The sequence below is a fragment of the Pseudomonas sp. FSO-7 genome, assembly GCF_059579345.1.
In genome coordinates, this window is sequence record NZ_CM184193.1 from 2,354,630 (window position 1) to 2,378,613 (window position 23,984).

A 23,984-nucleotide genomic window follows, 5' to 3' on the forward strand; every position below is an offset into this window, starting at 1 on the left:
ATGAGTGTCTCGAACAAAGAACCCCAGGGGCAGGCCAAAGAGTCATTGCTGCCGGCCCCCCATGACATCGACGCGCTGGTGCGCGCCGAACACCATGACCCGTTCTCCATCCTTGGCCCCCATGGCGACGGTGCGGGCGGGCAATTCATCCGGGCGTACCTGCCCGGTGCGCTGAGCGTGCAGGTGCTCGCCCGTGACGGCGGTGAAGAACTCGGTGACTTGCAACAGACCGAAACCCCGGGGCTGTTCGTCGGCCATTTCGATCGCGCCCAGGCGTACTTGCTGCGCACTCGCTGGGCCGGCGGCGAGCAAGTGGCGGAGGACCCGTACAGCTTCGGGCCGCTGCTGGGAGAGATGGACCTTTATCTGTTTGCCGAGGGTAATCACCGCGACCTCAGTTCCTGCCTCGGCGCGCAACTGACCACCGTCGATGGCATCGACGGCGTGCGCTTCGCGGTCTGGGCACCGAATGCGCGGCGGGTTTCGGTGGTGGGGGATTTCAACGTCTGGGACGGGCGACGGCATCCGATGCGCATCCGTTATCCGTCCGGCGTGTGGGAGATCTTCATCCCGCGGCTTGGCGCCGGCGAAGGTTACAAGTATGAAATCCTCGGCGCCCACGGCATCCTGCCCCTCAAGGCCGACCCGGTGGCGCTGGCCACGCAAATGCCGCCGGACACGGCCTCGAAAGTCGCCGCGCCCTTGAAGATCGAGTGGCAGGACGACGAGTGGATGCAAAACCGTCGCGAACGCCAGCTACCGGGCGCGCCATTGTCGATCTATGAATTGCACGCCGGCTCCTGGCAGTGCGAAATCGACGAGGCGGGGGAGGTGGCCCGGCAATACAACTGGCATGAAATGGCCGAGCGGCTGATTCCGTACGTCAAGGATTTGGGCTTCACTCACATCGAGCTGATGCCGATCATGGAACACCCGTTCGGTGGTTCCTGGGGCTACCAGCCACTGTCGCAGTTCGCGCCGACGGCGCGTTTCGGTTCGCCGGACGATTTCGCCGCGTTCATCAACGCCTGTCACCAGGCCAATATCGGCGTCATCCTCGACTGGGTGCCGGCGCATTTCCCCACCGACACCCATGGCCTGGCCCAGTTCGACGGCACTGCGCTGTATGAATACGGCAACCCGCTGGAGGGTTTCCACCAGGACTGGGACACGCTGATCTACAACCTGGGCCGCACCGAAGTGCACGGTTTCATGCTGGCGTCGGCGCTGCACTGGCTCAAGCATTTCCACGTTGACGGCTTGCGGGTGGATGCCGTGGCCTCGATGTTGTACCGCGACTATTCGCGCAAGGCCGGCGAGTGGGTGCCCAACCGCCACGGCGGTCGGGAAAACCTCGAGGCCATCGATTTCCTGCGGCATCTCAACGATGTGGTGGCGCTGGAAACCCCTGGTGCGCTGGTCATCGCCGAAGAGTCCACGGCGTGGCCGGGGGTCAGCCAGAGCACCCAGCAGGGCGGCCTGGGCTTTGCCTACAAGTGGAACATGGGCTGGATGCACGATTCGCTGCACTACATCCAACAAGACCCGGTGTACCGCGCCCATCACCACAACGAACTGAGCTTCGGCCTGGTGTACGCCTGGTCCGAGCGCTTCGTGCTGCCGATTTCCCACGACGAAGTGGTCCATGGCAAACGCTCGCTGATCGACAAGATGCCCGGTGACCGCTGGCAGAAATTCGCCAACCTGAGGGCCTACCTCAGCTTCATGTGGGGACATCCCGGCAAGAAGCTGTTGTTCATGGGCTGTGAGTTCGGCCAGTGGCGCGAATGGAACCATGATCAGCAACTGGACTGGTACCTGCTGCAATACCCTGAGCACCGTGGGGTCCAGCAACTGGTGAGCGACCTGAACCGGCTCTATCGCGAAGAGCCCGCGCTGCACGATCAGGATGATGCGCCCCAGGGCTTCCAGTGGTTGATTGGCGACGATGCGGTCAACAGCGTCTACGCCTGGCTGCGTTGGAGCAAGGAAGGCCGACCGGTGCTGGTGGTCGCCAACTTCACACCGGTGCCACGCGAGGCCTACCGGATCGGCGTGCCGTTCGCCGGGCGCTGGGTGGAATTGCTCAATAGCGATGCCGACACCTATGCCGGTTCCAACTACGGCAACGGCGGCGGCGCCTCCACCGAAGAAGTCCCCAGCCATGGCCAGGCCTTGTCCCTGGAACTCAACCTGCCGCCGTTGGCGGTGTTGATCCTGCGGCCGGAGGGTTAACGTTCACCAAGCTCGGTTGCCAAAGGTTGAGCTGATCTCTGAAGGGGAGTGATGACTGTGGCGAGGGAGCTTGCTCCCGCTCGGTTGCGCAGCGACCGCCGGAAGGGGGCTGCTACGCAGCCCAGCGGGAGCAAGCTCCTTCGCCACGGGCGTTTGTGGCGTTCATGAAATCCAAGTCCACCACAAATCCCTGTGGGAGCGAGCTTGCTCGCGATAGCGGAGTGTCAGTCAACGTCAATGTGGCTGAGCGACCGCCATCGCGAGCAAGGGGTATCCCACAAGGGGTATTGGTCGCTTCAGCGAACCAGGCACGGCTGCTTGTTGTTGAACGTCCAGCCCGGAATCAGGAACTGCATCGCCACCGCATCGTCCCGTGCCCCAAGGCCCATGCCTTTGTACAACTCATGGGCCTTGGCCAGTTGGTCAGTGTCCAGCTCGATCCCCAACCCCGGTTTTTTCGGCACCTGTACGCAGCCGCCCTGAATCTGCAAAGGCGCCTTGGTCAGCCGCTGGCCGTCCTGCCAGATCCAGTGGGTGTCGATGGCGGTGATGTCGCCCGGTGCCGCGGCGGCCACGTGGGTGAACATCGCCAGGGAAATGTCGAAGTGGTTGTTGGAGTGCGAGCCCCAGGTCAGGCCCCATTCATTGCACATCTGCGCCACCCGTACGGAACCCTGCATGGTCCAGAAGTGCGGGTCGGCCAAGGGAATGTCCACGGACTGCAAGGTGATGGCGTGCCCCATCTCGCGCCAGTCGGTGGCGATCATGTTGGTCGCGGTCTTGAGCCCTGTGGCGCGGCGGAACTCGGCCATGACCTCGCGTCCGGAATAGCCGTTCTCGGCACCGCAAGGGTCCTCGGCATAGGCCAGCACCTTGTGCTGGTCGCGGCACAAGCGGATGGCTTCCTTGAGTGACCAGGCGCCGTTCGGGTCCAGGGTGATGCGCGCCTGGGGAAAGCGCTCGGCCAATGCCGTGACCGCTTCGATTTCTGCGTCGCCTTGGAGCACGCCACCCTTGAGTTTGAAGTCCTGGAAGCCGTAGCGGGCCTGGGCGGCTTCGGCCAGGCGGACCACGGCGTCGGCGTCCAGGGCCTTTTCGTGGCGCACGCGGAACCAGTCGTTGTCGGCGTCCGGTTCGCTGCGATAGGCCAGGTCGGTCTGCCGGCGGTCACCGACGTAAAACAGGTAGCCGAGCATCTTCACTTCGTCGCGCTGCTGGCCTTCGCCGAGCAGGGCCGCGACCGGTACGTCCAGGTGCTGGCCGAGCAGGTCCAGCAGCGCCGCTTCCAGGCCGGTGACCGCGTGGATGGTGATGCGCAGGTCGAAAGTCTGCAGGCCACGGCCGCCGGCATCGCGGTCGGCGAAAGCCTGGCGCACCGTGTTGAGAATCTTCTGGTACGTGCCGATGGGGCTGCCGACCACCAGCGAACGGGCGTCTTCGAGGGTCTGGCGAATGCGCTCGCCGCCGGGTACTTCGCCCACGCCGGTGTGGCCGGCGTTGTCCTTGAGAATGACAATGTTGCGGGTGAAGAACGGACCATGGGCGCCGCTGAGGTTCAGCAGCATGCCGTCATGGCCGGCCACCGGCACGACCTGCATGCTGGTGATGATCGGGGCTTTGCTGGTTTCTGGAGTGCTCATCTGTACTTATCCTTGGGCAATCGAATGATCAGGCGTGGCTGGTGGCCGGATCGGCCGGCGTTGTCACTGCTTTGGGCTTGGGCGTGTTGCGTGCGGCAAACACGATGATCGCGGCAATGATCGAGGTGGCCGCCAAGCCGTAGAGGCCGCCCTGGATCGAGCCGGTGTGCTGTTCCAGCAGGCCGAACGTGGTCGGGGCGACGAACCCGCCGAGGTTGCCCACCGAGTTGATCAGGGCGATCACCCCGGCGGCGATCCGGGCGTCCAGGTAAGCCTGGGGAATCGGCCAGAACAACGACGACGCCGATTTGAAGCCCAGGGCCGCGAAGCAGATGGCGACGAAGGCGAAGATCGGCCCGCCGGTGGTGGACATGAACATCCCGGCTGCCGCGATCAACAGGGCCGTGGCGACCCAGGCCTGCTGGAATTTCCACTTGGCCGACAGCGAGGCGAAGGCGTACATGCCGACGATCGACAGCAACCAGGGGATCGAATTGAACAGCCCGACCTGAATGTCGCTCAGTTCGCCCATTTTCTTGATGATGCTCGGCAGCCAGAACGTGGCGGCATAGATCGTCAATTGGATGAAGAAGTAGATCAGGCAAAACAGGATGATCTGGCGGTCCTTGAGCAACTGACCGATGGAAAGCTTGATCGGCGAGGCGGCTTCCCGTGCCCGCTGTTCGTCGTCGATGGCCTTGACCAGCACATCCTGTTCTTCACGGCTCAACCATTTGGCGTCGTGGGGCTTGGAGTCCAGCCAGAACCAGACGAAGACGCACAGGCAGACGGAAAACATCCCTTCGATGAAGTACATCCACTGCCAGCCGTGCATGCCCAGGCCATTGATTTGCAGCAGCAGCCCCGACAGCGGGCCGGAGATCAGCGAGGCAATGGCCGAACCGCTAAGGAAGATGGCGATGGCTTTGCCGCGCTCGACGCCGGGCAGCCAGCGGGTGAAATAGTAGATCACCCCCGGGAAGAACCCGGCTTCGGCCACGCCCAGCAAAAAGCGCAGGATGTAGAAGTGGGTTTCGTTCTGGATGAAGGCCATGCATGCGGCGACCAGGCCCCAGGTGAGCATGATCCGGGTCAGCCAGATGCGCGCGCCGATTCTTTGCAAGAGGATGTTGGACGGGACTTCGAACAGCGCATAGCCGATGAAGAACAGGCCGGCACCAAAGCCATAGGCCGCTGCACCGATACCCAGGTCGTGCTCCATGTGGGCACGTACGAAGCCGATGTTCACGCGGTCGATGTAGTTGACGATAAACATGATGACGAACAGCGGCAGGATGTGGCGCTTGACCTTGGCGATGGCCGACAGCAGCACCGGATCCGCTCCGGCATTCGCCTTGAGGCTGGATGTGTTCACTGGTTTTTCTCCCACTCGTTATTTTTATGCGGGGCATCGTGCAGGTGCCGATGTTGATAGACATCATACAACTTGATTTTTTTGGATGACAAGCAGTTTTTCAGCATCATTGGATTGGGTGGATGGTGTTCTTATGCCGTGTTTGTTGGGCTTTATCAGTCATTCTGTTTTTATTCAGCGTCTGCCTGGCCTGCGTGAAGCCGTTTTTTGAAAGGGTGATCTTTGCTGATATGGGCGGGTCTTGAGTGTTGTCATACAAGTTGGTGGCTTGATGATGAGATTTCCCACGCCCGCTGGTGATACGATCAGTCAGCCTGTTTTCAAGGAACCCCGGCGATGCCGCAAGACACCGACGCGCCCCTGCGCAAGCGTACCCACAACCTGGCCCATGACCTGGTGACGAAGCTGAGCCAGAGCATCTTGCTGGGGCAGTTGAAACCGGGCGAGAAGCTGCCATCGGAGGGGGCCATTGTGCAGGCCCATGGCGTCAGCCGGACGGTGGTGCGCGAGGCGATTTCCAAATTGCAGGCTTCGGGGCTGGTGGAGACCCGCCACGGCATCGGCACCTTCGTGCTGGCGCAAACCGGCGAGCCGGGGTTGCGCCTGAATGTCGACACTGCGGCAGGGGTGCGGGCGATCCTGGAACTGCGCCTGGGCCTGGAAACCCAGGCCGTCGCCTTGGCGGCCCAGCGCCGCAGCGAACACCAGCTGCAGCAGATGCGCCAGGCGCTGGATGACTATCAGCGGTTGTCCAATAACAACGACAGCTGTGTCGAAGCCGACCGGCGTTTCCATCTGCTCATCGCCGAAGCCACGGACAATGCCTGTTTTGTCGAAATCATGCAGCACCTGGGCAGTGCGATGATTCCCAGGACCCGAGTGAACGTGGCCGAGCGTGGCCAGGCCGATCTAAGCAAGCTGGCGCAATGGGCCAACCTTGAGCACGAGGCGATCTTCAACGCCATCAAACGCCAGGACCCGGACGCCGCCCGCGCCGCCATGTGGCTGCACCTGACCAACAGCCGTGACCGGTTTGGCGCGGGGGCCTGACAGTTCATCGTCGCCTGACCCACCGCCATCGCGAGCAAGCTCGCTCCCACAAGGATCGGCGGTGGATTCCGATTTTTTGAACGCCTCGGAACCACTGTGGGAGCGAGCTTGCTCGCGATGACGGCGGCACATCCAGCATCTCCACCCACTGACCCACCGCTTTCGCGAGCAAGCTCGCTCCCACAAGGATCGGCGGTGGATTCCGATTTTTTGAACACCTCGGAACCACTGTGGGAGCGAGCTTGCTCGCGATGACGGCGGTACATCCAGCATCTCCACCCACTGACCCACCGCTTTCGCGAGCAAGCTCGCTCCCACAAGGATCGGCGGTGGATTCCGATTTTTTGAACACCTCGGAACCACTGTGGGAGCGAGCTTGCTCGCGATGACGGCGGTACATCCAGCATCCCCATCAACTGACCCACCGCTTTCGCGAGCAAGCTCGCTCCCACAAGGATCGGCGGTGGATTCCGATTTTTTGAACACCTCGGAACCACTGTGGGAGCGAGCTTGCTCGCGATGACGGCGGTACATCCAGCATCTCCACCCACTGACCCACCGCTTTCGCGAGCAGGCTCGCTCCCACAAGGATTGGCGGTGGATTCCGATTTTTTGAACACCTCGGAACCACTGTGGGAGCGAGCCTGCTCGCGATGACGGCGGCACAGCCAACATCCCCATCAACTGACCCAGCACTTCCCACAGGAGGGGCGTGGATAGTTCCGTGGGTCAGCCCGCTTTGGCCGGGCCGGTGGGGGCGTTTCCGGCCACAGGGGTGGGGGTGCTTTTCATCAGGGCATCCAAGGCCTGCCGGTAGTGCTTGCCCGCCAGGCTCATGCTGTTGTTATGCGTCGCCCCGGGCACCAGCAGCAGGCGCTTGGGTTCCCGGGCGGCGTTGAACAGTTGCTCACTGAATCGTGGCGGCACGTAGCGGTCGGCGGCGCCATGGACGATCAGCAGCGGCATATTGATCTCGCCGATCTTGTCGATGGAGTCGAACTTCTGCGACAGCAACCAGCGCACCGGCAGGGATGTATTCGCCATCGCGGTGGCGACATCGCCCAGGGAGGTGAAGGTGGATTCGATCACCAGGCCCCGGACTTGGAGGCGGCCCTCTTTCGCGGCCTTCTGGCCGAGCTGCGCAGCGAGGTCCACCGCGACGGCGCCGCCCAGGGAATGACCATAGATCAGCCGCAGGCTTGGGTCCGGTTGCAGCATTTCGAGACGCTCCCAGGCGATGCGCGCATCTTCATAGACGCTGGCTTCCGAGGGCAGATCCCCACGGCTTTTGCCAAAGCCACGGTAGTCGATGGCCAGCACCGAATAGCCCAGCGCCCGCAGTTGCTGGATACGAAACAACTGGCCGGTCAAATTCCAGCGCACACCGTGCAGATACAGGATGGCCGGCGCGTTCTTGCGTTCGGCCGGCCACCACCAGCCGTGGATATTTTCCCCGGCCTTGAAGCTGTTTGGCTTGAGGTCGAACTCCTGCACACCGCTGGGCAGCCCACTGAACCAGCTCGCCGTCCCTGGCTCGATGCGAAAGACCAGTTCCCGCTCCTTATGCTGCAACACAGCACAGCCCACTGGCAGGCCGACGACCAGTGCGCTCATGCACAGCCAGGCCAACCAGCGGCGTTTCAGGCCAGAAAGTAAGAGTGAAGACATCGATGCCATTCGCTACTCGAAACCGAAGAAGCCTTGTAGCAGATTCTCCGAAAGCGGCGCAGGGATTTCGGGTTGTCATTCGTCTGAAGCGCGCTTTTCGGTGCTGGAAAATCCCCAGACCCTGTGCCTTACTCCCTATTCCTTTGGGGAGGGCAACGCGATGCGACGTAGAAGCGCACAGTATTGGCTTTGGGTTAACAGCCGGTTGCCGGGTCGCGACCACGAAGAATCATTGGAAGACGGCACGCAAGTCGAGGTCCAGGCGCGGATCACTCTTGAGGGCATGACCCAGGTCTTCGTCGGTGTCCATCGTCCGAGCGCGCAGGTGTGGGTCGAGGAATTCTACGACCGCACCCTGCGTGAGCCGCTGGCCCAGGCGTTGGAATGGGGCTTGGACCGGGCGCGGGATATCGTCGCCGGTACGGCGTGCTTCAAGGCGCCCCACAAGATCCAGACGACCCTCGGGCCATTGATCCAGGACGAATGTACCCTGGCCCTGAGGCGCATGGACATGAGCGATGAAGAGCGGCGTAGCCTCAGGGCCCGGGATGCGTGGACTGAGTACCTCAACGCCAAGGAAGCGATGCTGGCGTTGATGCGTTCGGCCCGAGTCGATGCTGACGTCTGGGAGACGCAGACACGTCGACTGCGCGAAGCGATCGACCGGCGTGCCTCGCTGGTGCGGGTGTGCTTCGATGACTGATCTTGTGGAGAGGGATAAATCCCCTCCCAAGATAATGCCTTTATGGCTGAGGGGGCATCACGCATCCTCAAGCTGAACGAGCTTGAACGTCCGCTCGGTCTTGCCATACCCCACCTTTGGCACACCCGCCAGGCGTTGGTGCAGCACCTGGGTCAACGAGCAGCCAGGAGCCAGGTAGGTGTCGCCGAAATCCCCATCCAGTTGCACCGGATGAGTAATCACTTCCAGCAAACCATGGTCCGGTGGCGCGGCGTGATGCAAGTCGGCCGGCGTGCAGACATAGTCGGCCGTCGCGCCGCATAAACGACGCAGGCGGCGGTTGAGCAAGGTCTTGAAGATGCGCTTGGGCACGCTCAGGTTTGCCCCGAGGTTGCGCGCCAGGCGAATGGGGATACCTTGCCGCGCAGCGAAACGCGCCACCAGCTCTCCAATGGGCCAGATGTTGTGCACATGCTGATGAGAGTCCAGGTGGCTTGGGCGCAATCCATGAGCCAGGCAGCGCTGCCATTGCGCCTGAAGTTCGTCCTCTATGGCCGCGAGGTCTTTTGAGCTCAGACTCAGGCAATAGCGTGACAGGCTGAAGTTGAACTGCCCGTCCGTATGGCAAAACGCCGGGCGCGACGTTATGGCCCGGCTCAACGGCTGCCCATGGCTGAGATTGAAATGCAGGCCGATGCGCCCTTTGAGCCGGGGCTGTCGGGCCAGTTCGCACGCCTGTTCGAAGCCCGGCATATTGGCCATGATGGTGGCGGAGCTGATCAGCCCTGCTTCGAAGGCTCGAACGATTGTCGCGTTTTCGCTGAAGCACATCCCGAAGTCGTCAGCGTTGATGATCACTTGGTGGGGCATGGGGAATCTCCTTTTCCGAACGGGTAGAAGGTGAATCTGTTGCTGTGGTTTTTTTTGCGGGGTGTTTGCGAAGCCAGGGCTTGAGACTTTTCCAGAGCCGCAAGGTGAGCCCGAGGATCAGTCCATCGGGTTGCCAGGAATAAAAACTCCAACGCCAGTGCTCCAGTTGTCCGGTCATGCGTTCGTGCAATTGATGGCTGGAATTATCGAGACTGACCCGTGACGCATCGATCCATCGCCAGTTTTCGTCCAGCCCCCAGCGAATCCACTCTTCGAGCAGTACCCGGCCGCTGCCCAGGTCGGCGTGCTGCGGCAGGAACGCCAGGTTGTAGTCATACAGTCGCCCCTGGTCCAGCAGGCCGAGGCGGTAACTGATGCATTCGCCGTTCAGTTCCAGCATCACCACCCGCACCAGGCCCTGGGCTGCGAGTGCGGTGAAGGCATGGTTCATCCATTGCCGACGCCTGGGGTCGGCGAAGATACCGACGCCTTCCTCGCCTTTCCAGCTGGCGGCCTCTACATCGGCAAGCGCCCGTAATAGCTGGCCCATGCTAATGGCGTCCGGCGTCACTCGGCGGATTTCGGCACCGCAAGCGGCGATCCGCTTGCGCGCCCGACGCAGCTTGTAGCGTGGATCACCAGAGATTTCCTGATGGTCGCTTTCGCTGATCAAGTGCACCGGAACCCGACAACTGAGCCGCCGCTCCCCGGTGGAACTCAGTGCCATCCAGGCGCTAAGGACGCTTTGCTCGCCGACCGGCTCCACCACTTCATTGAGTTGCAGCATTGCGTGGGGCACCTGCTGACGGATCTGCATCAGCGCCTGGCCCATGCCTTCGGCGTCCAGGCGCACCAGCAGAGCGATGCGGTCGGCCAAGGGGTAGCCCAAGTGATGCAACACCCGGAACCGCAGCCCGCCGATACGCTCACGCCCCGACACCAGGGGCAGGCATAGAGACAAGTCCTGATCCTGCCAGCCCAGCAGCACATGCAATTGCTGATCAGGCAACAGGGCAAATTCCGCCGCTTGCAGCCAGGCCAGGGTGTTGAACGGTGTAGCGTCGGCCACCTGGGTTCGCAGCTGTTCATAAGCTGATACAGGAAAGTCCGCCGCGCCCAGGGAGCGACACCATTGGAACCGGATGGTCATGGACGTCAGGCCGCCGCAGTGGAGGCAACCGGCTTGGCCGGTTTACGAAAAGAGTCCAGGACCGAGCCGGTGTAGAACGTGTCACGGAAAAACCGCCAGCGGCCGAAGAAGCAATACATATGGGTGATCTGGCCGCGTTCCTGATAGTCCATGCGCAGGTGCAGCTTGACGGCTGGAATGTTGCGCAGCTCGAAGACGTCGACCACTTTGTTGCAACCCTGCTCGGCCATGGCTTTCCACAGATCCAGCTGGAAATCCACCGATAGCTGGGTCCCCCAGTAAGCGCGGTACAGTTCACCGCCGAACTCGAAGAACTCACCCGGTTTGACCGGGAACCAGCAGCGAAAGAAATGGCGGTCGAAATAGTCCCGTGTACTGCCCCAGATGAAAGCGACGGTGTCGCCCTTGTCGTCCAGGTACATGAGCCCGGTGTGGCCTTCGGCAGCCAGTTCGCGCATGGTCTCGACGCGGTCGCCAAAGTACGTGGCGAAGGCATCGGCATTGCTGGTGGTAATGATTTCCCGGCGCAACGGCGTATAGGGCCTGAGGTTGTTGGGCCGTATCGGGCTGACCAGATCGCGCTCCATCCACACCAGTTGTTCATGGAAATACACGTAGTGTCTGCACAACTGGCTCAGAACGGCGCGCAGACCTTTTTTCCGAATGCGATCACACAATTTTTGCAGAATGTTCATGGTGCCTCCTGGTGGGGGGCGGGTTGGGAAAGACCCCATCGCGAGCTTGCTCGCGATGGGGGGGGGTGGATCGCCATGGACATCAGGCCGGCGCGGTCGATGTAAGTGGCGGGGCCGGTTTACGAAAGGCGTCCAGTGCCGAGCCGCGGTAGAAGGTGTCGCGGAAAAACCGCCAGCGACCGAACAGGCGATACACGTGGGTGATCTTGCCGCGTTCCTGGAAGCCCATGCGCAGGTGCATCTTGATCGCCGGGATGTTTTGCAAATCGCAGACATCGACCATTGTGTCGCAACCTTTGTCCGCCATGACTTTCCAGATCTCCAACTGCATGTCCGCCGATATGCTGGAACCCCAGTATTTACGAATCGCCTCGCCACCGAACTGAAAGTACTCGCCAGGCTTGATCGGAAAGTTGCAGCGGTAGAAATGGCGGTCGAAATAGTCCCGTGTACTGGCCCAGGCAAAGCCTACGGTGTCGCCCTGATCATCCAGGTACATCAAACCTGTGTAGCCTTCGGCCGCCAGCTCGCGCATGGTTTCGACGCGGTCGCCGAAGTGCCGGGCAAAGGCATCGGCATTGCTGACCGTGATGAACTCCAGGCGCATCGGTGGGTAGGGCTTGAGGTTATGCGGGGGGAGCGGGGTCCGCACATCGTGTTCCAGCCACACCAGTCGGGTGTGGAAATACACGTAGCGCCTGAACAGCTGTTTGAGGACGGCGCGCAGGCCTTTTTTCTGAATGCCATCACGTAATGCTTGCAGAACGCTCATGGTGCCTCCTGACGGGTGGCGGGTTGGGGGGAAGAGGGTGCGGTCCAGCCCAGGGCAAACAGGGTTTCCCCTGGCAGGAGAAAACGGATCTGCCCGGCCTCGCAGTTGAACGGGGCGCTGCGGCTTCGGTCGTCGGGGCCGAAATACACCAGCTCGGCTTGCGCCTGGGGGCAGGACGCGCCGTCCAGGCTGACCTGTTGCGGGCGCGTGCTTTTGTTCACGCCCAGCAGGCTGCGCCTCGTGTCGGTGGCCATGGCCAGCACGTCGACTTCGAAGGCGTCGTTATCCAGGCGTAGCACCTGGTTGAGCCAATGCTGTTGGATGAACTGCTGGGCCAGGCCCACCGGCTTGAGTTCGAAGCGCTGGGCGTCGTCCAGTACCCGCACCATGCCTTTGGGGTACTCAGGTTCGTCGGCGAGCATGAACCAGTTGAGCATGTCCAGCCAGCCGTCGGCCGAAGCGTTGATGACCACGGACGTCCACCACAGGGCGGCGTAGTGGGTTTCCTGATCGTAGGGGCTCAGGCTCGAGCCGCTGGACATGTTGGTCTGGTCCAGCAGCAAGGCCTTGTTCGGCCGGCCCTGGCTGTCCAGTCCCACCAGACCGGCGGCCTGACGGACACTGTCGCGATAGACCCGGGTTGCCAGCAGGTCGCGGATCATCCATTCATGCCAGGCCAGGGCGTCGATCTGGTCACCGTATTTGGCCAGCAAACGCCGCGCCCAATCGATCCCGCGCCGGTCAGCGGCGTTTTCCGCCATAGGACCATTGGTGAACCGGGAGCTGGCCGGTATGGCAATGCGCACCCCTGCATGGGCGTTGGCGGGGAGGGCGCGAACCTGACTGGCCATGCTTTCGAACACCTGCTGGTAGCTGGCGAAATCCGGATAGTTGAGGTTCGGCTCATCGGCGAAGCTGAGGTAGTGGATGCCTTTGCCACCCAAGTCGCGGGTCGCCTTGAGCCACGCTTGCAAACCGTTGTTGCTGACGCGGTCGGCCTGCAGGTCGGCCTTGCGCGCGCTACCGGCCAGCAGGGTGAGGTTCCGGGTGATGCCGAAGCGGTCTTGGTACAGGCGCCGAAACTGATTTTCATAGTCCGGCCTGTCCGCGGTGATGTCGACCAGGCTGTAATAGCTGGCGGCCTGGGGCTTGAGGGCTTCGATCACCGGGTAGGCCGATGGCGGAGGCATGACGTAGGGCAGGTAAACCCCCAGTTTCGGGGTTGTTCCCAGGACATCGCCATAGAGTTTCAGGCGCGCCTGCCCCGGGTCCTGGCGCAGCGGTCGCAGATGCTCTGGGTCCTGGGCGAACAGGTTCGCCGTGCCATCCAGCCAGAACGCCGCCTTGCCGTTGCCCTGCAAGTGCAAGCGCCAGGTTTGCTCGACATTGGCAACGGGCAGGGCGACTTGATCGAACTGCCAATAGGCCGGGTGCGGCTTGAGGTTCAACTGCACCTGTTTGCCATCGGCGACGCGCCGGGCTTGCAGGCTGCGCACGCCGCCGTGGAACTTGCCCGCCAGCACGGCCTGTTCGCCGGGGGCGACTTTGAAATACAACTCATCGCCGTCGTGGGTCTCGGCGTTGAAATGCACCTTGGCCGGGGCGAACAGCGCCCGGGTATGGGCGTCGTGCTCGACGGTGTAGCGACGGAAACTGTAGCCGGGAATCTCCAGGCGATAGCTGGCGGCGCCTGGCAGCAAAGGCCACTGCTGCTCGCCACGTGCCTGGGCGGCCTTGATCAGGCGTTCACCCACCAGGCGCCCTTGGCCGTTGAGCAGGTACAGGTGTTCCGTGTTGGCGTCGGCCTGCCAGGCGGGTACCCAGCGCACGGTGACAGAGTCCGGGTGATCGGTTTGCAGGTACAGGCTGCCGTCACGGATACCGGTCCATTGCATGGACGCGCCATGGGCCAACAAGGCCAGGCCCCAAAGGCACAGGCCAGCGGCCATTTTCCACCAACGTCGTACTGGCCCCATCGCGAGCGAGCTCGCTCCCACAGGGGATTTGTGGTGGGCATGGGAACTGTGTTCGGCACCAGATTCTTGTGGGAGCGAGCCTGCTCGCGAAGAGGGCGGCACATTCATCCTCGCTACAGGCTGACCCACCGCTTTCGCGAGCGAGCTCGCTCCCACAGGGGATTTGTGATGGGCATGGGAACTGTGTTCGGCACCAGATTCTTGTGGGAGCGAGCCTGCTTGCGAAGAGGACGGCACATTCATCCTCGCTACAGGCTGACCCACCGCCTCCACAAGGACGACCCCGCATCCTGTGGGAGCGAGCTTGCTCGCGATGGCGATTTGGCGGACAACCCTGCTCATGCTGATTTCCCCAGCAGCATCTGGCGCATCGGCAGCAAGTCGCTGGGCAGGATGATCAGTGTCTGCCACAGCGCTACGCCGCTGAGACGGCAGTACATCGCCAGCAGCGCCAGGGTCACGCCCAGGTAGGCGATTGACGACGCGGCGGCAGCGCCGACGATGCCATAGCGCGGGATCAGGATCAGGTTCAGCGCCAGGTTCAACAGCGCGCCCACGCCCATCAGCAGCGACACCGTGCCGGGTCGGTCCTTGCCCAGCAGGTCCAGGCGCAGGATGCTCGCGTAGCACAGCCCGAACAGGCCCGGCAGCAACGCCAGCAAGGCCGGGTAGGCCGGTTGATAGGCGATACCGAACAAGGTGACGATCAGCCACTCGCCGATCAGCGCCATGGCCAGGCACGCGCCCAGCATCACCGTCGCGGTCAGGCGCAGGGCCAGGGGGGTCAGGCGCTGCATGTCGCGGTCCTGTTGCAGCAGGCGTTTCATCAGCGGCGTGGTGACGGCTTCCGGGACGATCAGCAGCAGTTCGGCGGCGGCGCTGGCCATGGCGTAGTGACCCAGGGCCGTGCTGCCCAGCAGGGCACCGATGAACAGGAAGTCCGAACGCAGCAGCACTTGCTGGAACAGCAGGTCCGGATGGCTGCGGGCGCCGTAGCGCAACAGTTCGTTCTGGTGGGTACGATCCCAGCGCAGGGTGACCACATGATCGCGGCGCAACCACACCCAACCGGCCAGCACCACCAGGCTCAGGCCCGCCAGCCAACTGATCAGCGCCGCTTCCAGCGCCGTGTCTTTCCACATCCAGAACAGCGCGATAAACAGCAGCAAGGGCGCCAGGGACTCCAGCAGGCGCAAGGCATTGAAGGCGCCCACGCCACCGGAGGCGTTGTGCAGCGTCAGCAGGCCACTCTTGAGCACGGTCAACGGCACGGCCAGCAACAGCAGCCAGGCGAGCAATCCCAGTTGTGTGGTGATGTCCAGTTCGCCACCGAATTCGCGCACCAGCGCCACCACCAGCAAGGTCAGCAGCCCGGCCAGCAGGCAACCGAAGACCAGCACCTGGCTGAGCAGCAGACCCATCGAGCGCTGCTGCGCCGCCTGATAACCCACGGCGGAATTCAGGCCGCCGCTGGTGGCGGCGCTGATCAGGTCCGGCAGGGTGCTGAGCAAGGCAAACAGCCCGCGTTCGCTGGGCCCCAGAATCCGTGCCAGCAGCACATTGCGCAGCAGGCGCAGGCCGATCATCGCCAGGCGCGTGCCCATGCTCAGTGCCAGGTGCTTGAGGTAATGCGCGCGGCTCATGGGCGTGTCCCTCGGCGAATCCGCCAGGCCAGTAATTCGGGATGATGAGCATTGCGCTGGCTGACGCCGAAGCGCGGCAGGTTCAAAGGGTCGCCGTCGTTGCGATACAGCCCCGCCTCGGTGCCCAAGGCGAAGGCGAAACCGTGGGCTGCCACCTGTTGGCGCACGCGGGCATCGTGATCGCCGTTGGGGTAGCAATACACCGGCAAGGGTTGGGCACAGCCGTTTTCCAAGGCCGTCCAACTGCGGGTCAGTTCTTCGTGCAGGCGCTGGTCGTCCAGCCCGGTCAGAATTGCGTGGCTGGCGCCATGGGGGCCGAAGCGGATCAGGCCGGAATCTTCGAGCATGCGCACTTGGGACCAGTCCAGGGCCTGGGGTTGGGAACCCTGCGGGCAGGCATCGGTGAGGTCGCTCAAGGTGCGTGGATCGAGGCTCTTGAGGCTTTGCAGGTAGTGCAGCAACGCCAGGCTGCGACGCTCGTCGTCGATGTCATCGAGCAGCACCGGCAACGGTCGGTCGGCGTGCTGCAAGTGCTCGATCAACGAATACCGGGCCACCTGGCCATGGCTGCCCCACAGGGTCTCGCCGATGCTTTCCCACCAGAAATGCTGGCGACTGCCGATGAAGTCGGTGGACAGGAAAATGCTCGCCGGCACCTGGTATTGGCGCAGCAACGGGAAGGCATTCATGGCGTTGTCACGCCAGCCGTCGTCGAAGGTCAGTGCCACCCGCGGGCGGTTCGGGACGCTCTCGGGATCAGCCAGCAACAAGCTCATCAGCGGCACACACTCGAAATGCCGTAGCAGCCAGATCAGCAAATGTTCAAACGCTTCGGGCCCCACGCACAGTTCGTTGCGGTGGGGCAATTCGGCGGCGCGGTCGTTGTTCAGGACCCGATGGAGCATCAGGATCACGCTGGCGCCACGCAGGGGGTGGCGGCCCAGGGACGTGTTCAGGTACAGCCAGCCGCCGGTGCGCTTGAAGACTTGTTTGATCGACATCGGCTCTTCTCCTCAGCGATTCTGCTCGGGGTTCCATTGGCTGTAGCGATGACCCCGCAGGAACTGCCAGAGCCCGATGCTCATGCCCGCCAGCGTCACCAGCACGAACGCGGCCAGGCGAAAGGGGCGGGGCAAACGGTGGCCGGCATCCATCAACCCGATCAGCGCCATGGCGTAACCGAGCAACTGCGCCAGCAGGCTCAGGCGGTAGAACGGATGGTCGTTCCACAGCCAGGCATTGCTCAGCAACAGGGGCAACAGCAACACCGGCGCCAGGCGGCGGATCAATTTGTGGCTGATCAGCCCGATGGCGTAGAGCCCATGCCGCAGCGGGTTGAGCAGCCCCCGGCGTTGGGCCAGGCTCTGCAACCCACCAACGGTGACCCGCTGGCGCCGGCGAAACTGCTTGTCGGCTTCGTCCACGCCCTGGTCGGTCACCCGGGCCTGTGGCACGTAGACGATGGACTTGCCGGCGGCCGGCGCGCAGGTGCTGAGGAAAAAGTCATCGTTGACCTGGGCCGGGATCGGCTGGAACAGCGCCCGACGCAAAGCCAACAAGGCACCGTCGGCCGAGACCATGCAACCGGTGCGGCTTTCCACCCGCCGCAACCAGCCTTCGTAATGGCGATACAGGCTGTCGCCCAGGCTCAGGCCCTTGCCCGGCACCGGGATCTCCATGTGCCCGGCGCAGGCGCCGACTTCCGGATCGCCCAGGGGCGCGAGCAGATGGCCGAGGGTAACGGCGGCCCATTGGTTATCGGCGTCGGTGAACACCAGGATCTCGCCGCGGCTGTGGGCGACACCGGTATTGAGGGCGGCGGCCTTGCCCTGGCGCGGCAGGTCGAGCACGGTGATGCGCGGGTCGATCACCCGGCGTGCGCAGGCCACGGTGTCGTCGGTCGAGCCATCGCTGGCGAGGATGATCTGCAACGAATGGGCCCGATAATCCTGGGCCAGCAACGTGCGCAACTTCGCTTCGATGTGCCGCGCCTCGTTGTGGGCGGCAATGACGATGCTGACGTCCATCGGCAACGCCTTGCCGTAGCGCCGCAGCGGAAACAGCGGCACCAGCAGGCTCAGCATCAAGGGATAACCGAGGTAGGCGTACACCGGTAGCAGCAGGCACGACCAATAAATGAATTCAGCCACGGGCAGGTCTCCTGACGTTCCAATGACACAGATTGAGCAGCAAGGCGGCGCCGGTCAGGTGCAGGCGCACCCCATGCAAGGCCCACAATTGCAAAGTCAGGCGCGGGTCGCGCCGGCTCTGGCGCAGGCTCAGCAACAGGGGCGGCAGCGCCGTGACCAGTAACAGCATCAGCGCCAAATGCAACTGCCCCTGGAGCACCGCGAGCAAGGCCAACAGGTCCAAGCACCAGGCGCCGACGGATAGGGCCGGGAAGCGCAGCAGGCGCAGGCTCGGGCCATGGCTGCGCAGCAATTGCAGATGGCTGCCCTGGCGCCACAGCTCCTTGCTCATCCACTCGCGCCAACTGCCTTCGTAGCCCCAGTGCAGGGCCACGCTTTCGTTGACCAGCAGCAATTGCGCGTCGGCCTGGCGCAGGCGCAGGGAAAAATCCTTGTCTTCACCGGTGCGCAGGGTTTCGTCGAAGCCGCCGACCCGTTCGAACCAGTTGCGGCGCATCAACAGGTTGGCGCTGGGTAGCCACTGCACCCGATGCAGGAGGCGTGACCCCGGACGTTGGCTGCGGCGCTGCCAGGCTTCGGCGAACCACGGCGCCTGCCGGGGCGTGTCGAGGTCCAGGCCCAGTACATCGCCCTGGTGGCCTTCGAGTTCCAGCAACAGCTTGAGCCAGTCGGCCGGCATTTCGATGTCGGCATCGATGAACGCCAGCCAGTCACCGCTGGCGAGGGCCGCGCCGCGATTGCGCAGGGCACCGATGTGCACGCCTGGGACGATCAGTACCCGCGCGCCCAGCTCGTTGGCGATGCGCGGGCCGTGGTCGTCGGAGCCGTTGTCCACCACGATCAACTCGCACGCCAGGCCTGCCTGGCGGGCAGCTTCCTGGGCCGCCCGCAGGGTCCGGCCGATGTGCCGGGCCTCGTTGTACATCGGGATCACAATGCTGACGCAACTCATGGACGAGCCTCCTGTGGCGCGGCCTGTTCGGCGTCGTAGCGCAACACGCTGGTGAGGGCGAGCATGATCCACAGCAACTTGTGGTTCGGCGCGCTGAGGAACATCAAGAACAACCCCAGCGAGAGGAAACTCATGCCCAGGTGCGTCAGCAGGTCCGCCTGCGCCCAGTCGCGGCGCTGCAACCAGAGCCGACGGGCGTGCAGCAGGTTGTACAGGCCAAGGCCGAGCATGCCGACGAACATCAGCCCGCCCGGCACGCCGATTTCGCTGAAGATTTCCAGGTAGGTGTTATGGGCCCGGCGATACAGGTCCCCCAGCTTGCGGTTGGCCGAGAACGCCTTGGCATAGCCGGTGGGCGCGTAGTGCAGGGGAAAGGTCCCGGGCCCTGACCCGAGTATCGGGTTCTCGCGGATCATCTGGCTGCCGACCAGGATGTACGAGGCACGGCGGCCCAGGGATTCGTCCTTGTGAGCATTGACGCCAGCACTGAGGATGCTCAACGACTGGATGCGTGCCACGTAGCCGGCGGGCATCACCGCGACCGCCAGGGGAATCAGCAATGCCAGCCCGAGCATGGCGAAGCCCAGGTGCCGCGGACGGATGCGCGGCAGTTGCGCACGGTAGTGGTACAAGCCGATCACCAGACTGAGCAACAGCACCACCAGCCCGGAACGTGATTCGGTCTTGGTCATGCCGCCCAGCAACAGGATGAAACCCCCACTCCAGAACGTTCGGTGCAACAGGTTCGGACTGCGCAGTACCAGCCACAAGGCCAGCGGTACGGTGAACGCAATCAACAGGGCAAAGGCGTTGGGGTCTTCCAGCAAGCCGGAAGCGCGGCCCTGATCCTGGTATTTGGCCGAGAACATCGCGAGCACGCACGTGGTGGAGACGCTCACCGTCATCAGGCGGGCGAACAGGTCCAGGTTCAGTTCGCGACCGATCAGCAAGGTGATCACGAAGAGAATCAGCCCCACCGTCAGCTCTCGCAGATGAGTCAGGGACAGGTCCATGTTTTCCGAGATCAACAGGCTCAGGCCATACAGCACCATGAAGCCGATCAGGGGCTTCCAGATATTGCTGCGCAAGCGTGTCGCGGGAATCTGGTGCAGGGCCAGTTGCAACATCAAGATCAGGATCAGCGCCAGGCCAAAGAACTTGCTGCCGGAAAACGCGTTGTCCTTGAACAGGCCTTCGAATGGCACCAGTGCGGCAATGCCCAGCAAACCCCAGCCGGGCTTGCGGTACAGCACGGCGACGCCGACCAGGCCGAATACCGCGCCCGGCGCCAGGAACGGATAAGGGCTGGCCAGCAACGCCAGGCACACCAGGCCCAGCAGGCTGACGATCGAGAGCGGGACAATCATGAGCGAGCCTCCCGTGCCGTACGGATGTAAAGCTGCGACCAGCGTTCGGCCAGCGTGCGCAGGTCGTAGCGGTCCTGTTGGGTGCGGCGCGCGTTGTCGGCCAGGATCCGCGCCAGGGGCGGTTCGCTGAACAGCGTTTCGATCTGCGCCGCCAGGTCCGCACTGTCGGCCGGTGCCGCGAGCAGGCCGTTATGGCGGTCTTGCAACACGTCGGGAATACCGCCGACCCCGAACGCCACCACTGGCACGCCGGCCTGCATGGCTTCGAGCAGAATCATCGGGGTGCCTTCGGTGCGCGAGCTGATCACCAGCGCGTCGAGGCGACTCCACCAGGCGTTCATGTCGGTCTGGTAGCCGGGCAATTCGATGCGCGTGGGCAGCCCGGCGTCGGTGATGCGCTTGAGCAGCGCCTGGCGTTCCGGGCCGTCGCCGAGCATCACCGCGTGCAGCGACGGATGCCGCTGGCACAGGGGGATCATGGCGTCGAGGAACAGGTCCGGGCCTTTTTCGCTGCTCAAGCGACCGACGTAGCCGACCCGCCAGCGTTGCTGGTCGGTGCGGTGGGCCAGCGGTGTGCTGGCCGCTGGCAGGCCGTTGGGGATCACATCGAGCTTTTCCGCCCGCACGCTGGCTCGCCGGTGCAGCGTGGCGATGCTCTCGGCCACGCAGACCACTCGCTTGACCGAGGCGGTACGACACAGTTGCAGGCTCAGCCAGGTGTAGAAATGTTGCTTGGGGCTGCGCGGCGTGAAGCCATGCTGGGTGATCACCAGCGGCAGGCGCAGCAGCGTGGCCGCCGACCAGCCGAACAACAGCCCCTTGAAGTTGTGGGTGTTGATCAGCGGGCGTTCGTCCCGGCGCTGGCGCAGGTGCTGCAACAGCTCGGCCCAACTGGCGCAGTGACGGCAATCGACCCCGGCCTGGCGAAAACGCGTGATCAAGGTCGGCGGTGCCGCCAGGAACAGCACCTGGTGCTGTCCGGGCGTTGCCAGGCAATGATCGAGCAGCATCCGCTCGGCCCCATAGAAGCCACCGCTGTCGAGCAGATGAATGATCGACAGGGGGCTGCTGTGGCGGGTCGGGCCGAACGGCGCGTTCAATTTCGCACCCAATGGACAAGGCTGGGCAGGCTCCAGTTGCGGTGCGGGTTGACCTGGTCGGGGGACTGTTCGTTGATCACCAGCAGCACCGGCACATCCAATTGCTGGGTGATTTGCGCTGGGTGCTTGAAGCGGTGGTCGAAGAACTCACGCACATAGACCAGGGCGATCGCCAGCAGCAGGCCGCTGAACATGCCGAAGACGATGATCAGCATCGGCTTGGGGAAGGCCGGGGCGGTCGGCTCGAACGGTGGGCTCAGGATCCGGGCGTTGGAGAGATCGGTGTCCAACGAGCGCGCTGTGCTGGCCTCGGCGAAGCGCTGGGCATAGGTGGAGAACGCCGCATGCAAGGCGTTGATCTCGGTATCCATCTGCCGCAGCTTGCTTTGGGTTTCCTGCAACTGATGGATGCGTTCCTTGAAGGCGGCGATGCGTTCGACTTTCTGATTGATCACCGAACTGACGACGGACAGGTCGGTGGTGCGTTCCTGGATCCGGTTGTTCACCACTTTCAGGAACTGCTGGCGCGTGCGGACGATCTGTTCCCGGGCCAGCAGCATCGGTTCGCTGCTGGGTTGGAAGATCGCCAGGTCATTCATGTAGCGGCTGACCTGGCTGGTCAGTTGCTCGCCCAGTTGTTTGATCTCCCGGTCTTCGAAGGCAATGTTGTCCACGGTGGTGGTGAAGGTGAACGGGAAGGTGTAGTCGTTGAACCGGGAGCTGTTCGCCGCCGCCAGACTGGTCTTGAGGTAATCGAGCCAGCGTTGGCTTTGCAGCAGGCGATCCTGATACAGGTTCAGGGCCTGTTCTTCGGTGTTGATGGCGTTCAGGCGGAAGGTGATTTCTTCCTTGGGGTCGGACGAGCCGATGTTTTCCAGCAGCCCCAGTCGGGTGCCTTCCAGGCCGTCGAGACGGGTCTGGTATTGGGCTTTCTTCTGCTCATAGAACGTCTGCGGCATTTCGATCGATTGCAGATCCTGGCGGCTGCTGAGGTAGTTCTGCAGCAGTTGCGCCACGAACCGGGTGCCCTGGGCCGGATCGCCGAAACTGTAGACGATGGAGATGACGTTGGAGCCGGGCAGGGTCTCGATCTTCAGGTTTTCGATGGCCTCGTCGGTCAGCGTATCGAGCACGGTGTCGCGCACCGGGTCGACTTCAAGCCCCAGGCCATCGCGCAGCGGGTTGATGACGTACTCGCGCAGGGGCTGGGTGATGTACATCTTGAGCGGTTCGCTCACCCACTTGTTGAGAATGCCCGGGCTTGGGGTGTATTCGCCCTGGTCGCGCAGGGCACTGATGGTCTGCCGGATCAACGCCGGTGAGCGCAGGATATTGCTCTCGGTTTCCATGTCCGCCAGGGACGGTGGGATGAAGGTGGCGTTTTCCTGGTTCAGCGACGTGGTGGCGTCGCCCTGGGAGAGCTTTTTCGACTGGACGATCACCTGGGCGGTAATGTCGAAGCTCTGCTTGAGCATCAACGGCAGCACCAGGGCGATCACGGCGAAGATCAGGAAGACACGCTTCACCCACTGCTTGTTGGCGAAGAAAATCCTGAAGAACTCATGCAGATAGTTTTCCTTGGGGTTCATGATCAATCACCTGCTTCAGGAGTGTTGGTGCTGGATCTGCTGTTGTCGCCTTTGCTATCGAGGCGGTAGCCGAAGCTGACCCCCATGCCCTGGAACAGCACCACGTCGGCCAGTTGCCGGGCCATTTCACCGGCTTTGGCCAGGCCGGTCTTGGGCACGAAAAGCATGTCTTCCGGTTGCAGGTAGGCGATCTGCGAGGCATCACCGCTCAGGGCTTTTTCCACGTCATAGTGGCGGGTTTCGACCTGGTTGCCGTTGCGGCGCATGATCACCACCGAGTCGAGCCGGGCCTTGACGTTGGTGCCACGGGCCAGGGTCAGGGCCTCGAGGACCGAGATCGGCCGGCGGATCGGGTAGGAACCTGGCACGGCCACCTCGCCGAGGACATAGATCTCGTTGCCGGCGGTGGACTTGAGCAGCACATCGACGGTCATGCGGCCTGGCAACTGGGCGTAGCGCTCGTTGAGGAAGGTTTCCAGCTGGGTGACGGTCATGCCTTGCAGTGGCACGGAGCCGATTTCCGGGAAGCTTGCGTAACCATCCCGGCCCACGGTGATTTCCCGGCTCATGCCGGTGCCCGGGTGGGTCAGGGTGTTGCGCAGGTTCGTCTCGCTGCTCAGCGGGCTGGTCACCAGCACCGTCAATTGGTTGCGATTGGGCTGGAACAGCATCTTCTGGTCATAGGCACGCTGGACCGCCAGGCGGGCTTCGTCGGTGGTCAGGCCGGCGACTTTCACCGAGGTATTGGCCCCCGGCAGTTCGATGCTGCCGTCGGGCATCACCTGTTGCGTGCCGTTGAGCTGGCTGGCGGCGGTGAAGTTCAGGGCAACCTGGTCGCCCGCCTGCACACGATAGGCCTGGGGGCCGGTGGTGCTGATGTGAAAAATCACATCCAGCACGTCCTGGGGCCGCAGGGTCTGTTCGACCTTGGGCATGTCGGTGGCCTGGGCGTTGGCCGGTGCGGCCGTGAGGATCTGCACCGGCATCGAGCGGGTATCGCTGGTGCTGGAGCAACCGGCAAGCGGCAGCAACAGCAGGACAAGCATTCTGGCGTTCATCTCGTCATCCTT

19 protein-coding genes are annotated in these 23,984 nt (G+C 63.1%); 3 read left to right on the forward strand and 16 right to left on the reverse strand.

All coding sequences use genetic code 11. The features are described from left to right. Positions 1–2,235 (forward strand): 1,4-alpha-glucan branching protein GlgB, encoded by a 2,235-nt coding sequence (gene glgB, locus AC515T_RS10380; RefSeq protein ID WP_496532392.1) that lies wholly within the window; start codon positions 1–3, stop codon positions 2,233–2,235. Positions 2,236–2,531: 296 nt separating this feature from the next. Here glgB and gudD read toward each other — a convergent pair whose 3' ends face one another. Both gudD and AC515T_RS10390 read right to left on the reverse strand, forming a co-directional pair. Further along, positions 2,532–3,875 carry a glucarate dehydratase gene (gene gudD, locus AC515T_RS10385; protein ID WP_496532393.1) on the reverse strand — a complete coding sequence of 448 codons (1,344 nt, stop codon included), beginning with the start codon at positions 3,873–3,875 and terminating at the stop codon, positions 2,532–2,534. 28 nt (positions 3,876–3,903) lie between these two features. Further along, a complete protein-coding gene (locus AC515T_RS10390; RefSeq protein ID WP_496532394.1) occupies positions 3,904–5,250 on the reverse strand; it encodes an MFS transporter in 1,347 nt (448 codons plus the stop codon). A gap of 336 nt (positions 5,251–5,586) precedes the next feature. On the opposite strand from AC515T_RS10390, the gene AC515T_RS10395 reads away from it, so the two are divergent. Beyond that, on the forward strand, positions 5,587–6,300 hold the full coding sequence (locus tag AC515T_RS10395; RefSeq protein WP_496532395.1) for a FadR/GntR family transcriptional regulator: 714 nt from the start codon (positions 5,587–5,589) through the stop codon (positions 6,298–6,300). A gap of 729 nt (positions 6,301–7,029) precedes the next feature. On the opposite strand, the gene AC515T_RS10400 is transcribed toward AC515T_RS10395, so the two are convergent. Then, positions 7,030–7,968 carry an alpha/beta hydrolase gene (locus tag AC515T_RS10400; RefSeq protein WP_496532396.1) on the reverse strand — a complete coding sequence of 313 codons (939 nt, stop codon included), beginning with the start codon at positions 7,966–7,968 and terminating at the stop codon, positions 7,030–7,032. Between the two features lie 160 nt (positions 7,969–8,128). On the opposite strand from AC515T_RS10400, the gene AC515T_RS10405 reads away from it, so the two are divergent. Further along, entirely contained in the window at positions 8,129–8,671 is a 543-nt protein-coding gene (locus tag AC515T_RS10405; protein ID WP_496532397.1) for a hypothetical protein, read from the forward strand. 57 nt (positions 8,672–8,728) lie between these two features. Here AC515T_RS10405 and AC515T_RS10410 read toward each other — a convergent pair whose 3' ends face one another. From AC515T_RS10410 to AC515T_RS10470, 13 genes are all read right to left on the reverse strand, one after another. Then, positions 8,729–9,520: a ChbG/HpnK family deacetylase gene (locus AC515T_RS10410; protein WP_496532398.1), complete on the reverse strand. Its 792-nt coding sequence runs from the start codon at positions 9,518–9,520 to the stop codon at positions 8,729–8,731. Beyond that, entirely contained in the window at positions 9,492–10,670 is a 1,179-nt protein-coding gene (locus AC515T_RS10415; RefSeq protein ID WP_496532399.1) for a GNAT family N-acetyltransferase, read from the reverse strand. Before AC515T_RS10415 ends, AC515T_RS10410 begins: the two co-directional genes overlap by 29 nt. 5 nt (positions 10,671–10,675) lie before the next feature. Beyond that, positions 10,676–11,365, reverse strand: a complete 690-nt coding sequence (locus tag AC515T_RS10420) for an N-acetyltransferase (RefSeq protein WP_496532400.1) — start codon at positions 11,363–11,365, stop codon at positions 10,676–10,678. 82 nt (positions 11,366–11,447) lie between these two features. Continuing rightward, positions 11,448–12,137, reverse strand: a complete 690-nt coding sequence (locus AC515T_RS10425) for a GNAT family N-acetyltransferase (protein ID WP_496532401.1) — start codon at positions 12,135–12,137, stop codon at positions 11,448–11,450. After that, positions 12,134–14,113, reverse strand: coding sequence for a hypothetical protein (locus AC515T_RS10430; RefSeq protein WP_496532402.1), 1,980 nt, complete (start codon positions 14,111–14,113; stop codon positions 12,134–12,136). Before AC515T_RS10430 ends, AC515T_RS10425 begins: the two co-directional genes overlap by 4 nt. A gap of 338 nt (positions 14,114–14,451) precedes the next feature. After that, the gene (locus AC515T_RS10435) at positions 14,452–15,756 is read right to left on the reverse strand and encodes a lipopolysaccharide biosynthesis protein (RefSeq protein ID WP_496532403.1); all 1,305 of its coding nucleotides are present in this window, start codon (positions 15,754–15,756) and stop codon (positions 14,452–14,454) included. Then, positions 15,753–16,757, reverse strand: a complete 1,005-nt coding sequence (locus AC515T_RS10440; RefSeq protein ID WP_496532404.1) for a polysaccharide deacetylase family protein — start codon at positions 16,755–16,757, stop codon at positions 15,753–15,755. Before AC515T_RS10440 ends, AC515T_RS10435 begins: the two co-directional genes overlap by 4 nt. A 12-nt stretch (positions 16,758–16,769) precedes the next feature. Continuing rightward, positions 16,770–17,906 carry a glycosyltransferase family 2 protein gene (locus AC515T_RS10445; RefSeq protein ID WP_496532405.1) on the reverse strand — a complete coding sequence of 379 codons (1,137 nt, stop codon included), beginning with the start codon at positions 17,904–17,906 and terminating at the stop codon, positions 16,770–16,772. Continuing rightward, positions 17,899–18,858, reverse strand: coding sequence for a glycosyltransferase (locus tag AC515T_RS10450; RefSeq protein ID WP_496532406.1), 960 nt, complete (start codon positions 18,856–18,858; stop codon positions 17,899–17,901). The genes AC515T_RS10445 and AC515T_RS10450 overlap by 8 nt, the downstream gene beginning before the upstream one ends. Next, entirely contained in the window at positions 18,855–20,225 is a 1,371-nt protein-coding gene (locus tag AC515T_RS10455) for an O-antigen ligase family protein (protein WP_496532407.1), read from the reverse strand. The genes AC515T_RS10450 and AC515T_RS10455 overlap by 4 nt, the downstream gene beginning before the upstream one ends. Beyond that, positions 20,222–21,325, reverse strand: coding sequence for a glycosyltransferase family 4 protein (locus AC515T_RS10460; RefSeq protein ID WP_496532408.1), 1,104 nt, complete (start codon positions 21,323–21,325; stop codon positions 20,222–20,224). The genes AC515T_RS10455 and AC515T_RS10460 overlap by 4 nt, the downstream gene beginning before the upstream one ends. Continuing rightward, positions 21,322–22,914: a GumC family protein gene (locus AC515T_RS10465; RefSeq protein ID WP_496532409.1), complete on the reverse strand. Its 1,593-nt coding sequence runs from the start codon at positions 22,912–22,914 to the stop codon at positions 21,322–21,324. Before AC515T_RS10465 ends, AC515T_RS10460 begins: the two co-directional genes overlap by 4 nt. 2 nt (positions 22,915–22,916) lie before the next feature. Next, complete coding sequence (locus tag AC515T_RS10470) at positions 22,917–23,972, reverse strand: polysaccharide biosynthesis/export family protein (RefSeq protein WP_496532410.1); 1,056 nt, start codon at positions 23,970–23,972, stop codon at positions 22,917–22,919. Positions 23,973–23,984: the final 12 nt, after the last annotated feature.

Excerpts from the sequence above, each read along its gene's own strand:
- glgB (WP_496532392.1), top strand. The coding sequence starts at position 1 with ATGAGTGTCTCGAACAAAGAACCCCAGGGGCAGGCCAAAGAGTCATTG.
- gudD (WP_496532393.1), bottom strand. The coding sequence starts at position 3,875 with ATGAGCACTCCAGAAACCAGCAAAGCCCCGATCATCACCAGCATGCAG.
- AC515T_RS10395 (WP_496532395.1), top strand. The coding sequence starts at position 5,587 with ATGCCGCAAGACACCGACGCGCCCCTGCGCAAGCGTACCCACAACCTG.
- AC515T_RS10400 (WP_496532396.1), bottom strand. The coding sequence starts at position 7,968 with ATGTCTTCACTCTTACTTTCTGGCCTGAAACGCCGCTGGTTGGCCTGG.
- AC515T_RS10405 (WP_496532397.1), top strand. The coding sequence starts at position 8,129 with ATGCGACGTAGAAGCGCACAGTATTGGCTTTGGGTTAACAGCCGGTTG.
- AC515T_RS10410 (WP_496532398.1), bottom strand. The coding sequence starts at position 9,520 with ATGCCCCACCAAGTGATCATCAACGCTGACGACTTCGGGATGTGCTTC.
- AC515T_RS10415 (WP_496532399.1), bottom strand. The coding sequence starts at position 10,670 with ATGACCATCCGGTTCCAATGGTGTCGCTCCCTGGGCGCGGCGGACTTT.
- AC515T_RS10420 (WP_496532400.1), bottom strand. The coding sequence starts at position 11,365 with ATGAACATTCTGCAAAAATTGTGTGATCGCATTCGGAAAAAAGGTCTG.
- AC515T_RS10425 (WP_496532401.1), bottom strand. The coding sequence starts at position 12,137 with ATGAGCGTTCTGCAAGCATTACGTGATGGCATTCAGAAAAAAGGCCTG.
- AC515T_RS10430 (WP_496532402.1), bottom strand. The coding sequence starts at position 14,113 with ATGGGGCCAGTACGACGTTGGTGGAAAATGGCCGCTGGCCTGTGCCTT.
- AC515T_RS10435 (WP_496532403.1), bottom strand. The coding sequence starts at position 15,756 with ATGAGCCGCGCGCATTACCTCAAGCACCTGGCACTGAGCATGGGCACG.
- AC515T_RS10440 (WP_496532404.1), bottom strand. The coding sequence starts at position 16,757 with ATGTCGATCAAACAAGTCTTCAAGCGCACCGGCGGCTGGCTGTACCTG.
- AC515T_RS10450 (WP_496532406.1), bottom strand. The coding sequence starts at position 18,858 with ATGAGTTGCGTCAGCATTGTGATCCCGATGTACAACGAGGCCCGGCAC.
- AC515T_RS10455 (WP_496532407.1), bottom strand. The coding sequence starts at position 20,225 with ATGATTGTCCCGCTCTCGATCGTCAGCCTGCTGGGCCTGGTGTGCCTG.
- AC515T_RS10465 (WP_496532409.1), bottom strand. The coding sequence starts at position 22,914 with ATGAACCCCAAGGAAAACTATCTGCATGAGTTCTTCAGGATTTTCTTC.
- AC515T_RS10470 (WP_496532410.1), bottom strand. The coding sequence starts at position 23,972 with ATGAACGCCAGAATGCTTGTCCTGCTGTTGCTGCCGCTTGCCGGTTGC.